14 protein-coding genes are annotated in these 15,289 nt (G+C 39.4%); 2 read left to right on the forward strand and 12 right to left on the reverse strand.

The genetic code is table 11. From position 1 onward, the window contains the following. Positions 1–124 precede the first annotated feature (124 nt). Together F6K46_RS27960 and F6K46_RS27965 are read left to right on the forward strand one after the other, a co-directional pair. The gene (locus F6K46_RS27960) at positions 125–1,084 is read left to right on the forward strand and encodes a sulfotransferase (RefSeq protein WP_293117559.1); all 960 of its coding nucleotides are present in this window, start codon (positions 125–127) and stop codon (positions 1,082–1,084) included. An 84-nt stretch (positions 1,085–1,168) separates the two neighbouring features. After that, positions 1,169–2,353: a glycosyltransferase family 61 protein gene (locus F6K46_RS27965; protein ID WP_293061903.1), complete on the forward strand. Its 1,185-nt coding sequence runs from the start codon at positions 1,169–1,171 to the stop codon at positions 2,351–2,353. A gap of 176 nt (positions 2,354–2,529) precedes the next feature. Here F6K46_RS27965 and F6K46_RS27970 read toward each other — a convergent pair whose 3' ends face one another. The 12 genes from F6K46_RS27970 to F6K46_RS28025 form a co-directional block, all read right to left on the reverse strand. Continuing rightward, positions 2,530–3,489: a TauD/TfdA family dioxygenase gene (locus tag F6K46_RS27970; RefSeq protein WP_293061901.1), complete on the reverse strand. Its 960-nt coding sequence runs from the start codon at positions 3,487–3,489 to the stop codon at positions 2,530–2,532. A gap of 29 nt (positions 3,490–3,518) precedes the next feature. Then, complete coding sequence (locus tag F6K46_RS27975) at positions 3,519–4,166, reverse strand: hypothetical protein (protein ID WP_293061899.1); 648 nt, start codon at positions 4,164–4,166, stop codon at positions 3,519–3,521. Further along, a complete protein-coding gene (locus F6K46_RS27980) occupies positions 4,159–4,920 on the reverse strand; it encodes a TylF/MycF/NovP-related O-methyltransferase (protein WP_293061897.1) in 762 nt (253 codons plus the stop codon). Before F6K46_RS27980 ends, F6K46_RS27975 begins: the two co-directional genes overlap by 8 nt. Positions 4,921–5,395: 475 nt before the next feature. Next, positions 5,396–5,770: a hypothetical protein gene (locus tag F6K46_RS27985; RefSeq protein ID WP_293061895.1), complete on the reverse strand. Its 375-nt coding sequence runs from the start codon at positions 5,768–5,770 to the stop codon at positions 5,396–5,398. Then, complete coding sequence (locus tag F6K46_RS27990; protein WP_293061893.1) at positions 5,767–7,287, reverse strand: NTP transferase domain-containing protein; 1,521 nt, start codon at positions 7,285–7,287, stop codon at positions 5,767–5,769. Before F6K46_RS27990 ends, F6K46_RS27985 begins: the two co-directional genes overlap by 4 nt. A gap of 59 nt (positions 7,288–7,346) precedes the next feature. After that, positions 7,347–8,318: a KpsF/GutQ family sugar-phosphate isomerase gene (locus F6K46_RS27995; RefSeq protein ID WP_293061891.1), complete on the reverse strand. Its 972-nt coding sequence runs from the start codon at positions 8,316–8,318 to the stop codon at positions 7,347–7,349. Positions 8,319–8,413: 95 nt separating this feature from the next. After that, positions 8,414–9,367, reverse strand: a complete 954-nt coding sequence (locus F6K46_RS28000; protein ID WP_293061889.1) for a hypothetical protein — start codon at positions 9,365–9,367, stop codon at positions 8,414–8,416. 4 nt (positions 9,368–9,371) lie between these two features. Next, positions 9,372–10,658: a glycosyltransferase family 61 protein gene (locus tag F6K46_RS28005; protein WP_293061888.1), complete on the reverse strand. Its 1,287-nt coding sequence runs from the start codon at positions 10,656–10,658 to the stop codon at positions 9,372–9,374. 49 nt (positions 10,659–10,707) lie between these two features. Further along, positions 10,708–11,643 (reverse strand): phytanoyl-CoA dioxygenase family protein, encoded by a 936-nt coding sequence (locus F6K46_RS28010; protein WP_293061887.1) that lies wholly within the window; start codon positions 11,641–11,643, stop codon positions 10,708–10,710. A 39-nt stretch (positions 11,644–11,682) separates the two neighbouring features. Next, positions 11,683–12,297 carry a sulfotransferase gene (locus F6K46_RS28015; RefSeq protein WP_293061886.1) on the reverse strand — a complete coding sequence of 205 codons (615 nt, stop codon included), beginning with the start codon at positions 12,295–12,297 and terminating at the stop codon, positions 11,683–11,685. 327 nt (positions 12,298–12,624) lie between these two features. Then, the gene (locus tag F6K46_RS28020; RefSeq protein ID WP_293061885.1) at positions 12,625–13,962 is read right to left on the reverse strand and encodes a cytochrome P450; all 1,338 of its coding nucleotides are present in this window, start codon (positions 13,960–13,962) and stop codon (positions 12,625–12,627) included. 182 nt (positions 13,963–14,144) lie between these two features. Next, positions 14,145–15,287, reverse strand: a complete 1,143-nt coding sequence (locus tag F6K46_RS28025; protein ID WP_293061883.1) for a methyltransferase — start codon at positions 15,285–15,287, stop codon at positions 14,145–14,147. Between the last annotated feature and the right edge of the window lie 2 nt (positions 15,288–15,289).

A 15,289-nucleotide genomic window follows, 5' to 3' on the forward strand; every position in this document is an offset into this window, starting at 1 on the left:
GCCATGGGCGCGCAGACCACAAGCACCCTTGAACTGCAACGCCTTGCCAAGGCCGCTTACGCCGTGGGCGCGCGCTTCATCCAGGTGTCCTGCCCCTATTACTTCACCCACACTCAAGGGGACTTTGATTATTATTCCTGAGCTATACAGAACCTTCCCTGATGCCAAATATATTTTCTTAATTAGGAATCCCCTAGCTATTTTGTGTTCTATCTTTAAAACTTTTGTTCAAGAGCATTGGTGGAAAATTCAGTATTATCAGGATGATTTACTAAAAGCCCCTAGTTTGATTGCCCAAAGTTTGAATAACTTTCAGGGCAGCAGTATAGTTTTGAGATATGAAAAATTACTGGGTAACCCTGAAGAAGAAATTAAAAAAATTTGTAGATTTATCAATGTTGATTTTGATGCAAAAATAATTAACTACGGCAATTTTTATCCTGGTAAATGGCAGTTTGGAGACCAATCCCTTATTCAACGCCAAATAAAACCTAGCTCTGATAATTTAAATCGCTGGAAAGAGGATTTGCACAATCCAATCACTTGGCAGTCTGCTAACAATTATTTAGAATTTTTGGGACAAGATTTGCTTACGTGTTTAGGTTATTCTTACACAGAAATAAAAGATATGCTTGAGATGCTAAAACCAAAAAGCGAGGTAATTCTACCACCTGCACTACAAGAGTTTTTTTCTTCAGCAAGTATGTTTTTAGACAAATCATTACAGCCTTTCTTGGGCATTGTTGGCTCAACGGCGCAACTTTTTGACACTTACTTAAATCTTGGCAGAGTTTTGTTAGAGAAAGATCATCTTGAACAGGCGATCAAATATCTTCAGATAGCTTTGCAAGTGGCTCCTTCAGTACCCGAAGCTCATTATCTAATGGGCGAAGGATTTTTACGTTTAGGTAAGCTCGATCAGGCAGTTTCTGCTTATCAAAAGGCAGTTCAATTGGGTTCTGTACATCACAGAAGTCATCTAGATTCTGCCAAGTTTGCACTCAAGCAAGCACTTCAACTGAATCCAACTCATCAAGGGATCGCTGAGCTACTGGAAACTCTAAGTACAGGACAAAAAATCTAAAGACACCCCTTGTGCAACTTTTTGACTTAAGTAACTATATACGGATATACGCAACTCCCATATATCTACCTCCAAGGTTTTTTTATGACATTTCCTTCATCTCATTTTCAACAAGAATCAGAACTTAGTATTAATACTAATCTCAAGGAATTAGCAAAGAAGCATGGATGGCTCTTTGAGGTTATTGACCCCTCGGATATTCAGGTTCATTACCCTTCAAACACAATTGAAGAAGACCTGTTCTATGTTATTAAGCACTGGGGACAGCTTCTTCAATACACTCCTCTAGAAAGGTCTAAACTTGTTAGAGAAGAACAATTTCATCATCTTCACTGCGTCACAAATTATGAAATTGGTGAAACCTTTAGATGTTCCATCTCTCGTGCTTTGGTCGTAAACCCGAAAGGATTAGTGATTACGTCTGACCTTGAAATCATTAGCCAATCTCTTGATGGTCACAAAATAGATATTAATTTACAAGCAGGACAAATTAAAAACAAGTTTAACGATAGTAAGATTCTTTCAGGAACTTATGTATCGCTCCTATCTTACTGGAGCCATACCCTAAACTTTGCTCACTGGCTGATGGATTCCCTGCCAAAACTTGCTCTAATAGAATCTTTAGATAACAGTGCTAAGAATAATTTAAAATTTATTATTCCTGATGGCTCACCGCCTTATATTGTTGACTCTCTCAAGCTATTGGGCATTCAGGAAAATCAAACAATACAAATCCAGGAGGATAGCATCACGGTTGAACAGCTGATCCTGTGTCGTGCAGCCGACAAACCAGGTAGACCCAACAAAAGGCACTTTCTAGCGATACGAAATAAATTGGTCTCCTCAGTTATAGATGAAGAAAGTATCTGTTTAGCCTCTAGAAGAATTTATATTTCCCGCTCTCAATCTTCCAGAAAAATAGTTAACGAAGATGATATTTTACAGATTTTAAAAAAATATAACTTTGAGGTCATACACTGTGAAAGAATGAGCTTAGCCGAGCAGATTAGTCTTTTCTCAGAGGCTGAAGTTGTGCTTGGTCCTCATGGAGCAGGGATATATAATCAAATTTTTTGCACCTCAGGGACAACTATCATTGAAATTTATAATAAAGACTACTGGCATCATTCATCTCGAATCATTTCCAGTTTTATGGGGCATACTCACTGGCATATTTTTGGGGAAAATGTCAGTAAAGATTGGCAAACATGGGTAGATCCGTTGAAGCTAGAGAAACTATTGTCTCTAGCTTTAGGTAACAAAAATTAAGGCATTGCTGAATCAAGGGATGAATATGAGTGGGGTGGGCATCTTGCTTGCCCGTTCCACAGCAAGATGCCCGTTCCACAGCAAGATGCCCGTTCCACAGCAAGATGCCCGTTCCACAGCAAGATGCCCATTCCACAAAAGTATTCAAATCATTCCATTATTAAGCAACGCCAAATTCAGGCCGGGTTCAGTCTGTTATAGGCAGATGAATCCCCCTTAACTGCCCTGCTTTCGATACCTTCAACGCTAACAGGTAAGTTTCCTACAATGGTAACCCGTTGAACGCAACGGGGCTGGGAACCAAAATCATTGATTCCATAGTGTTGCGTTACTCGGTTATCCCAGAAGGCAATATCCCCCTGTTCCCAATGCCAACGTACAGTATTTTCAGGACGCATTATGTAGGACTGCAATATCTTCAGGATCTGCATTGACTCATTTACGGAAAGCTCTCGAAGCTGGCGCACAAAAGCACCAATAAAGAGCCCTCGTTCACCAGACTCTGGAATAACGCGAACTACTGGATGCAATGTCTGGTATTCTGTTGACGTGAAAACTTTGCCCAATTCTTGTCGCTTCTTAGATATATTCACAGTTGCTGCTGAATAGTCATTATAGGTATTGCTGTGAACAGCCCAAAGCTGGTCAGCCAAGCTACGTAGTGGTGCAGGCAGATCTTGATAGGCTGTCACAGTGTTTGCCCACACTGTATCTCCTCCGACTGGAGGAATTTCAACTCCACGCAAAAGTGAAGCAAAGGGAGGACGATCAATAAATGTTACATCCGTATGCCATTGGTTAGTACGGTTATCCATACGTCCATAGTCGAATTCAAAGATCTCTGGATGACTAGGCAAAGATGATGGAAGTATCGGATGTGCAGCAGTAAGAACCCCAAATCGTCGGGCGAAGGCAACCTGACTAATCTCAGTAAGCTGCTGCCGTCGAAAGAAAATCACCTTATACTTGATTAATGCTTGGCGAATTTCATGAACTGTTTCATCGCTGAGAGTTTGTGCAAGATCGAGTCCGAGTATTTCTGCCCCGATCCGTCCAGCAAGAGGACAAATATCAAAGTTCTCATACTCGCCTGTTTTTAGGCCTGTGGTTATCTCGGCTTGAATTGTTCCATTCATCAATAATTACTCCTACTTAACGCTCAACTTCAACGCCAATAAAGCTCTTCACAATATTGGATATACTCGTTTCTCTGAATATTGCCAAATGAAAACCAAGCAATATAGCTTCGCAACTCTTCGCAAGGCAAACTTGTAATATCTTTAACGTATAAAATCTCTTGAGATTCCCAATTCAGAATATTGGTTGAAAGCAGACCGTAAAATGCTTCTTCCCATGAATTAGCAGTTACATTAGATTTGTGGTAAGTTATCTTCGTATTCATTGATGAACTGCCAGGCCTAGCGTTTGCTAAAGCATGAATAATGTCCATCGTGTGAGTTTGATATAAATCATTGGCCTTCTCCGAATTTGGGTTGGTCTTGTTGCGTAAGCACCACTCCTTGATAATTAAGGTGGAGAGTCGATCTGACAACATCCCAATGGAATTAAGACCAACTCCTGGAGCTGCCTGTACTTCACTCCAGTCGTACTGGGGACGATTGAGATTTTTATAGTTGTATATGATACTTGCCTTCAAACTAGCAAGCTTATTTGACAAATCGGCTAACAATTCTTCTAAAGGAATAACCTCAGAGGACAACCTTAAAGAATCTAGAAGTTTGTAGCTTTCAGATGTTAGATCCTGAAAATAGGGCACTAGTTGCTGTTTCATGTGCCAGTTTTGTTCATGCATCAGTTTTTACGGTGGCAGGTTTAATAACGTAAGCTGTTGGGCAAGGATAGTGCAGAGCTTGAATTTGAATATTCTTCTCTTCGAAGAATTGATCAGCACCTTGTGCTTCTGACCATTGATGATACCCATATTCATCAAATACTACCATCCCTCCTACAGACACTCGGTCCCAAAATGCATTCAAGGCTTGATAGGTCGGATATTGTAAGTCTAAATCTAGATATAAGCACGATATTTTTAAACCAGGTCTTTTCGTTACAAATTGTTTAGCTACTTCTGAAATATCACCTTTGACAAGATCATAGCTGCTTCGAGCAAAACCTGCATTAGCAATTAGATCATGAACAAATCGTTCTGCTCCTTCTTCATGCTGATAGCCTCTCACATCAAATAAACTTTTCATAGAAACTTTGTCTTGCCCAGACAAAGAATTAAGTAAAGATTCTGTATCAAAATAGTCAAAACCTATTATTTTTTTTAAAGCGTTAGGTGCTAGGATTTTTTTAAGCTTTAACCAAGTTAACATACCACTTCCCCTATAGACTCCCGCCTCTACAATGTCACCTGGCACACTAATTATTTTTTCAAAAATCAGGGTTCTCGCAACTAGCTTTGCAAGTATTTTAGTATCATCACTAAAAATAAATTTCTCAAATGCATCATATATCTCACTTTGCTTTGGTGTTCTTGTTTCCAAAGTAACTGAGTCATTGAGTTTGGGTTGCTGATCAATTTGATTTTGAGAATTACTCATGAAAGTTTCTTCCTAATTTTGCTTGGGATAAAAGACAATAACAGATGCTGCTGAATATACAAGTAGGGTAAGCTCATCTAAATTAATATCACAAACTACAGATAAAAGTTCTTTAATAATATTAAAAACCGGAAATCTGCTGCGTGAATGTCAATAAGCGCCCTTGTTTCTCAATAATTCCCAGATGGATGATTGAGAATGTGATTTGATAAATCTGAAAAATCCTAATGGTAATCGCAACGGTTTATTCTTTCTTGCTCAAAATAGGTTGAAAGTTCCGCTTAAGTAGAACAAATGTACTTATTTTGACCTCAGGTGCGACCCGTGGCGAATTTAATTCTTAATGGGTCAAGCGCACCTAAATTTTTTCCAATTTTTATTAAAATTGGTTTAATTAGATTGTTTTAGTTAAAATTCATACTAAATTAGATGATATTACCCTGAATATACAAGGAAAACTTCATGTATTCGGAATTCAGAGGTCGGGATTTTCTACAACTCTGAGACTATCTAATCCTACATCCCTCCCCAAATTCACAGCATAGCTTGTGAGAAGCCCTGAGGGTTTTTTGTCGTTGATACAAATTCTTTCTCCCGTGGGCACACCAAAAATTGCAATGTTATAGCGGAGTCCGTCGTTCTCTAATAGAGACAGCGTGGCTTCACGCATTTCCTCTGTACGGGCGGTCAGCAAAACAACAAAGTCTTCTTTAGAGATTTGATTCCAAAATTTCTTAACACCGGGGAGCAAGATTTCGCCATCCTGCTTGTAACCGTTATGTTTAAGAATAACCCCATCAATGTCGATCAACCAGGTTTTAGGTAAACAACTTAATACTAATTCTGTCATTTCACCAAGCTCTCCAACCAAAACAGTCCATTGTAAAAACTCGCTAGGATGGAATCATAGTCATCTTTTACATATCCTGATAATGAGAGCCAAATGAGAGCATGCAATAGGCGAATAACAGACATTTGTGTAGAAAATTTTTCTGTAAACATTGGTTCTAAATCTTTCCATTCATTGCTTTTTATACTAATATCAACTTGTTTTCCGGTAATTTTAAGATGGAATTGACGAAGGTTAAAACAATCGTAATCTCCTACAACTGAGTAGTACAGTTTTGCCCAGTCATACATCGGATCACCATAAAGCAAACTTGAACCAAAGTAACCTCTTGGATCGATTAGCCAAGCTTTGTTGTGATTATCTATAAGCATATTAGAGAAAGTCGGGTCACCATGAATGAGTGTAAATTCATCAACTTGAATTTCATCAACGAGTTTGGAAAACCAGTTCTCATATCGAGGATGAAAGGGATTTCGACATAAAAAACCATTAACTTGAATTGTCGGTTGATCGAAAAAAGGAATTAGTTGAGCAACACTATTAACACGACTATAAGTTTTCTGAAGGTAAACTTCTATTATGACTTTAGGGTCGGCGACTTTTTTTGCGCAACTATGGAGTCGAATTAAAGTCTGAAAAATATCAGTCAGAATATCTATTTTTTGCTGAAATTCAACGTTTAACTCAAAAGGATGTGACCCGAGAATCCTAGAGATAGTCATCGGGTGTTCAGAAATCAAGGTGGGTAGGCGATTAAATCCAAGTGAGTGAACAACGCGATACCAATTGCATTCTCTGTCAATTAATTTTTCAAATTCTTGAACTCGTGCTTTTTTGATAACTCGATTTCCTGAAATCTCAACAGAGTTAAAGAAGCGAGTAACGGGTTTTATTGCTTGATATTTTGTGAGATTATCTACAGTCCCTAGTTCATAGGTGTTATCAAGAAAAATTTCGTCAAATTTTATAGGTTGTTGAGAGAGCCAACGAACACACTCTCCTGATGATGGGATATCTTTGAGAACTGCTTTATTTTGAAATACGAAAAATCCTGCAATTCCTCGCTCCGTTGAAGCTTTATCTACACAAATTCCGGTCTGATCATAAGACCAGCGACATTTGAAAGAACGACTGAGGCCAATCCAGTTCTTTTCCCCAATCTGACAATTAGGTACTTCTTGAAGCAGTAAGTCACACCAGACTAATAAAAATGGATCATTATCAACGATGTAGGTTAAGGCTTGATCGATTCCTGACAGGGTTCCTTTGGTTTTTGCTCTAATTAACTTCACGGAAACCTTGGGTGGGGAAACTCTTAGATATCTCTCTAGGACTTCATGGAGATAATCTCCTATGACAAGAAACTTGGCCGATGGAAAGCGATCAAATAAATGATATAGAAGTGGTTGACCTGCAACTGAAAGTAAACACTTGGGTTTATTCCAAGTGTAGTGTTTTAATCGAGTTCCTTGCCCACCTGCCTGAGCAATTACCCAGGGAATTTTCTGTAGCTCCACGATTTACGCTCCATTATCTCAAGGTTTCAATAATTATTATATCATGTCTGTCTAATCTTTTACACATTAAGGTTGGAAATTGAGGCTAATTGATGGATATGAACAATCCCTATTGGTATCTTGTCTTTCACAACAAAAACATTAGGTACTCCTTTCTTTTTGAAAAAAATGAGTAATTCTGAAATCGTCATCTCAGGCGAAATAGATAGGGGTGAGGGTGTCATGTATTGACTAACAGGTTCTTCTAAAGAAACTTCAGCTTCTAAACTTCGACGCAGATCTCCATCTGTAAAAATCCCAACGTATTGATTTCGATGATTAACAATACCAACACATCCTAGGCTTTTAGAGTTCATTTCAATAATGGCTTCTTTAATGGATGCGCTCAAGTCAATTAGAGGCATTCTATCGTCCACATACATCACATTCTTCACTGGAACCAGTAGTGCACCTAAATTCCCCCCGGGATGAAGTTCCTTAAAATTTTCCGCTGTAAAACCCCGTAAAGACATAACAGCTATAGCTAACGCATCACCTAAGACTAGTTGACAGGTAGTTGACGTAGTAGGAGCCAAACCGTTAATACATGCTTCAGGAAAGTCAGGAATTTGCAAGACAATGTCTGCAAAATGGGCTAAGGAACTGGTGGGATTCTTAGTGACTAGAATAATTGGTACTCTTTGCCGTGAAGCATACTGTACTATGTCTAATAGCTCAGTTGTTTGGCCGGAAGCGGAAAGTGTAATCAGAACGTCTCTGCTGTCTAATAAACCCAAATCTCCATGACTGGCTTCCGTTGGATGAACAAAGATTGAAGGCATCCCTGTGGATGTAAATGAAGCAGCAATCTTACGGCAAATATTACCGCTTTTGCCAACTCCAGAAACAACTATTTTCCCTTTACAGTCTCGGATAATTAGTACAGATTTTGACCAGGAATCATCGATGGTTTCACAGAGTTTTAAAACTGCGCTAATTTCTTTTTCCACCACAGTTTTTAGTTGGTTCTTAATAGTTTCATGAATCGACATATACACAAGGCTTTAGCATAAAACTCAGCGCTGATTGATTGAATTAAGTTCACAAGCAAATTTTAAAAATGAAAGTTCCTTTGAAATGTCTTTGACTAATCATTCTCGTTCGATCCGTCAAACAACATCATGTTCCAATTCTGATGAAAACTGAATTCCTTCATATGTTTGATGGAACTTAATAGTTCTGATTCATATTTGTAAGCATACTCTTTACCTTCAATCAATTTTGTTTTTACAGGAGCCCAGTTAGTTATACTTTGTTTGTTTCCGGTTAAATAAGCTACATTTTTGAACTTAGCAACTTCTACTCCGCAATAGTCTAAATGACTCTTGAGATGTCTTTCATGATTTAAATTATTTTCATCTAGATCGTTATAGATATAAATGAATGCTTTCAAGCTAATCATAAATTCAAATAAGCTTAAATAATCAGCAATATTTTTATCGCTACAAATTGCATGTCGATCATTGTAGCCGTTATAATTTTCTCCTGTAGGTATCCAGATCAATTTTGGATCTAGTAAATTTAAGGGTGGATGTTGTACCAACCAGAATAAATCTGTTCTTGTAATAATAAATCTCTGATAATCGAAGCCATTTTTTTTCAGATTCTGTAGTCTGGTAAAGAGTTTCCAATAATTAAAATTTAAATGAAAGCCGGAACCTCTACGCCCCTTTAATCCTCCGAGCCAATTTCCTTCAATATCAAAGTATTTATGCCATTGTCTCTGTTGTTCCGGCGTGAGTTGATTGAAAAAATCAGCTAAAAAGTCTTGATATTCATTTTTCCCGTCCTCATAGATACAGATATCAACGATATTACAACTTCTAAACTTGTCTATACAAGCTTCATCTTCTGAACTCATGTGAGATACACAGAATACTAAATCAGCATTTAAAGGCTCAATTACTTGCTCGATCAAATTTTTATAAGTTGAATTTACTGTCCTTAAAGTGCCAACCATACAGACAACTGGGCGTTGTTCTGCAGCTGCTACATTTGGGTTCAATTTAATATTATCCATGGTAATTTCTGAATCAAACATTAGCTTAATTTTCTGGATCTTGTTGAAATTTCATCTGTTTATGCAAGACCTGTTTGAATTTGGACAAATCTACTTTAAAATCAGCATTTTCATCAAACTGATCATGGGTAAGAAAGTAATGTTCCTGACCAAGCCCTTTAAATTGGGTAAAGAAAAATGGTGTTGGAGAGCTTTCTGGATACAGAACGAAGATCTTGATTTTCCCCGAGAAGAGAGTAGTTGCCAATCCCGCACCATGAGGAGCCACAATGACTTCTGCTTGGGTAAACAGTTCTACTTGGGCTCGAAATGACATTTTTTCCAGAAAAACCACTTTGAATCCGTAGTTTTTCAGGTACTGGATAATTTCATCTTCATTCAGGACTCTGCGATGTTTGGCATGGGCGCGGGAAATATAGATTCGTTCATTGGGATTTTCAACGGGAGCTAGGTCAAATTTATTGAACACACAGTTTCTAATATATTCATAATACTCAGAAGGCAAAAATCCGTTTTCACAACGGCTAACATAAGATGGCATGATCAGACGGTCTATTTTAACCCAAGAGCATTGTGTAACAGATACCGTGTCGAAGTTTTCTGGCAGGACACAGGATAAAAGTTCTCTAAAAGAATCAGGCAAAAAGTCCGGGACAAGAACTGTTAGTTTTTGATTAGGTCTTGCAAGCATAGCCGAATAAATTCGGGGTATGGAGTCATATAAAAAATGCCAAAAGTTTTCTGCTGAAAGGGAAAAAATGTAGACTGCTGTGATCGGTAGATGTTTCGACCATAGAAGCTTCAGACGATCAAAGTATCCCAGCCTCCATCTTGCAATAGTAACCCGATATTCCATACCAGAATCAACGATTGCCTTAAAGTCTTTTGTGCAGACAGTTCCTAAACCAATATGAACATAGGCTGGAACAACATCACACACAAATATTTCAGAGCGCTCAAAATAATCAGTTTTATAATAAAGACAGATCTTCAGAAACTCTCGGTCTATATCGTTAACACCAAAATCAACTCTTTCAGAAGGAAACAGAACTTGGTGATTTTCAATATTATCTCCCAAGGATTCTTTGGGGTGAATGGTCTGGCTGAGTCGCAAGAGCCGCAATAAAGGAATCCTATCTAGCAGTTTGGATAAAAAAGAGTTTTTACTGTTCTCATACGGTGATGAAGGCTCAGTTTTATTCTTAATTAACTGGGTTTTCATCTCTTTTAATCGTCTCTGCCTTTCTTCAGTGAGCAAAGCAAGATAGCGCTGAGAGGTACGCTTTTGAAATTTAGCCTTAGTTTTGATCATGATAGCGATTCATATCGTAGTAACTCAATTTTAAATTACCTTTTAATTTTCAACTTTTATGATAACTTTCTCGACGCATTGAAAACGTTTTACCTGTTAGTTTCAGTTCCGTCTTTATAAAAAGGGCATAGAGCATAATATTATAGAAATAATCATTGAGCCGATAAGATGTAAAAATCTGAGGATTAAACGTTTTTTTCGGGTGATCGTGGTCTTGCCAGTAAATTGAGAGTAACTTTCCCCTCTTTGTCTTTTTGGGCTTGCACGCACGTGGGTAAAAGTGCGACGTAAATGATTTCCTAGTTAATGTATCATCCTGGCATTTAAATGCCCCATGTACAAGAAAAGGATGCCACAGTAACAGATCTCCTTTACTCAAGTACATCGGCTTTTTTTCAAGCCGCTCTTCGGATGAAAAAGACATGATTTTTTGGATAAACTTTTCATGAGTTGGATATTCTTTTCTATCAACCAACCCCAACTTATGAGATCTTGGACATACGAAAAAACTACCACAATTCTCTTGGATATCCTCTAGGGAAAACCAAGCCCCTATTAAGTTTCCTGGCGGGTTAGTATCTAAATACCAAGAGTCCTGGTGCTCAATCGTACCTGTCGATTTATCGAAGAACATATTCTGCCATGAAATATGTTCTGAGTAACCATCAATCGTACTGAGAACATCAGAAATGCACGGATCATAAATACAGTCTTGAATACGCTTTGAGAACTCTGGAAAAAATGCCAATCGACTGGCATTTTCCATAGATTCCTTAATGTAACCTTGCTGAGTCAATTCAACTCTTACACAGCGCTGGATTGACTGAGAAAAATATACAAATAATGGATTAGTTTTTATCTTTTCATAACTGTCAAGAAACAAATCAATTTTATATAACGGAATTGCTTTTTCAATTACTACATATCCAGGTTCAATGTAATAGTCTTTAATTGCCAATTTTTGTTCAAGGTTAAACTTGATCATTTTTATAACTTTTGTAAGTTTATATTACTTTTATGATGATCATTTACTTTGAAATGAAGAGTCAACGGTGCTATGCTGAGAATTTGTCTGTTGAAATTGGTTTGCATGGGGCCACTTGAGGTGCCTTGATCGCTCCATCATTTCTCTATAGTTAGGTAACGCTGAGCAAAGCAACTCCCACTTGGGGCGATCATCATTATCACCGATGTTGATGGATGGGAGACCCTCACAAACAGCAGCATGGTGGGTATCGTAGAGATTTGAAAGGAGTTCTTTGTCTGCTACTGTGTAGGGAAATCGCGGTAGTCCATAGAGATTGGCAAGAAACTGGCCACCTGCTACCTGATATTTCAGCATGCTTTCAACCCAGTCTTCCTTAGGGCGAGTGGTATACAGAATCAGGGTATCTGGGTAGTAGCGTTCAAAGGTCTCTCGAAGAGCATAGAATGGAGTATCGGAGAGCGTATGGTATTGCTCTACAATCCGACGCATATCTGGGGCGTTTGCCCTGAATTGTTTTAGCATCTCTGGGTTATGTTCTCCTGGCTTCCAGATGTGCAACGACTTGAAGCCTAGCATTTCTGTAGCCCGCGCAAATGAAGTTGTGCCTGTTCGTGGAAGGCCAACATTAACAATACAGGGTAGTGTTCTCATCGATCGAATCAGATCCAGACTAAGGTGAGTTCGACGGACTGGACAAAACTAGAAAAAAGCTGATACTAGGTTTGAAGCATTCAGTCTGAGCTAACTATCGGAAATATTGTATCACTTCTGGATATCACCAATGATCTTTTGTGAGGTAGATGAGTTTTGCCAACAGTTCGAGCATTGGTGAAACTTGGAATGAATATGAGTGGGGTGGGCATCCTGGCCGCCCGAAAATATCCGGTGCCCTTGACCCATTAAGAATTTAGTTGGCCACGGGTCGCACCGCCAGAAGCAAGATGCCCATTCCACAAAATTCTTAAAATCATTCGATTATTAAGCAACGTGCTTTGCCATTCTCAGGCGCATTGGAATTAGTATAGTGTTACGACGTTGAGGTGAAACCGGGCGATGGTTTGCTAACTCTAGCTGATAGTTAGAAACAACAGTCGCCAGAGCCAGTTTGAGTTGATAAAGAGCGATATCTCCTCCAATACAACTTCGTATTCCCCCACCAAAGGGCAAAAATTCATAGGGAGAGAAGCGATGGTTTAGAAAACGATCGGGTTTGAAGGTTTCAGGTTGCGGATAAATATCTTGGCGATGATGAATAACATATGTTCCTACTGTAACTAGCATCCCAGGATCAACCTGACAATCACTGATTTTAGTGGTTGCTTTCACCAGCCGAGGAATCATAAACATGGTAACGGGATACATCCGCAGGGTCTCATTACAGACTGCACTCAGATAGGGCAGACGAATAATATCAAGCGGGTCGGGAGAATTTCCTAAGCTATTGAGTTCTGCCAACAATCTGGCTTTAATTTCAGGGTCACAATAAACCCGATACCAAGACCAGGCAATAGAAGCTGCGGTCGATTCGTTGCCTGTAAACAACAGCGACAAAACTTGCCCTAATAATTCCTCGTCCGATAGAGCATTTCCCTGTTCATCAGTTGCTGACATTAATAAAGTGAGTAGATCTTCCCGTTTTGGATCGCGATGGGCGCGACGTTCAGCAATTTCACCATAAACTAACGCTTTCATTTGCTGGCGTTGTTTAAGAAACTTTCCCCAGGGACTTATCGAACCTAAATCCCGTTGTAAAAATCGAAAAAATAAAGGAATACCAATAATATTGGAGGCAAATAAATTGACCATCTCAACCATAAGGCGTTTTATTTGTTGATAACGCTCTTGGTGATAGGAGCCAAACAAGAGCTTAATCATCACTTGCATGGATATATCCTGCGCCGTCTCCCAAACTGAAAAGGGCTGATAGGCAGGGATCGTCTGCATTACATCATTTACTAAGTTACAAATTAACTGACCATAGGCTTGAATGTGCTTGCCATGAAGCATAGGGATCAACAGCTTTCGTGCATGAAGATGAGGCATACCTTCGAGGGTGAAAAAAGAACTGTCTCCAAAGATCGCCTTCAGTTCGCTGTCAAATGCCGTCGTAGTCAAGTGCCTACTGCGGTTTTCAATAATTTCCTGAGCAGCTTTCGGTGTGTAAAATACAACTAGAGGGCGACCAAAATCAATTCCCTTTGCCCAAAACGCATCTGGATAGGCTCGGTAAGCCCTTTCCCAATAGCCAACTGGATTAGCGATGTATTCCATTCTCTGCATCCAGACTGGTGTCTTTAATGATTCAACCTGTGTCATAAACCAGTTTCCCCAAGTTAACGCCAGCTTTACAAAGCGCTCTGCAAAATAAGAGTTGAGTGGGTCAGCCCCCTCTATGAAGGCAGGACTGTTTCCAGTTCCAAGTAAGGCAGCTCTAATTAGGCTGAAACCTCAAACCGAAAATATTCCTAAACATCATCAAGAATATAGATAATCCCAGCCTATTTAGTAGCAATGATAATACCGCTGGGTGCCCAAAAATCAGAATAGATTCGACGCATTTGGCTAAATCCCGCATCCCTGAGACATTGCTCATGGTCGCTCCAAGTGTAAATCATGCCCCCCTCATGGGGAATGGAGACAAAGTAGGATGAATCCAGGGCAGCCATCAACGGCCCATCTTCTTCATCAGATGTCATCATATTAAAGATGATGAGGGAACCACCGGGCTTGAGGGCTTCATAGGCTCGACGGAGCAATGTTGTATTTTTTTCTAAAGACCAGATAACGAGCACATGAATAAACAGGAAGCAGTCTTGGTTCTGGGGAAACTCATCAACAAATATGTCTGCCCCCATGACCTGAATTCGGTCTGTTAGCTGGTTTTGATCAATATGGTGTTGAGCAATCTTACAACTGTCAGGAATATCCATGAGGGTAATCTTGACATTGGGAAAGGCTTTGGCTAAGGCAATGGAGTTGGTTGCATCGCCGCCTCCTACATCCACAACTGTGTGGAAATTGGAGAAGTCAATTTTCTCTAACCAAAGGGGATTAACGAGTTTCGACCAAGATCCCATGAAGTTATAAAACACCTTATCCAAGCCAGGATCTTCATGTAAGCGATTGTACAAATCAGGCCCCTGCCCCTGAAACTGTCGCAAGCCCACATTTTTATTTTGTCGTAGTGATTCTACATAATCAATAGAGCCACGATAGACAATTTTGGCTTCAAAGAGAACAACATCATAGAATTCTTTCCAGGTATTCTCAAGAAACAACATCTGAATCACCAGGCTGTTACGATATCGATCGCCAAGCTTCTGAATCAGCTTCAGGGCTGTTAGTCCCAGTAAGAGAGCCTTGGTGGGATAGTCTGCCAGGTTCAAGTGCTGACTAATTTCTGCCTGGGAAAGCTCAGGGTGTTTCCAGAGCAGCTCAAACACACCGAGTTCACAGCCTGCGTACAGATTTTGAAAGGCAGAATGACCGTATAAAAGCAGTACAAGGTCATCCATTTTGAGTGTGTCTTTATTGCGATTGAGCAACTGCAGCATCCTTAAGTCGCCATCAGCCTGTTGATTTGTTGTTCCATTCGGAATACCCATTTGGGAAGCATTCAGCGGTTTAAATTCATTTGCCATTT

This window comes from Moorena sp. SIO3E8 (assembly GCF_010692445.1).
In the GTDB taxonomy this organism is placed as follows: Bacteria; Cyanobacteriota; Cyanobacteriia; order Cyanobacteriales; family Coleofasciculaceae; genus Moorena; species Moorena bouillonii.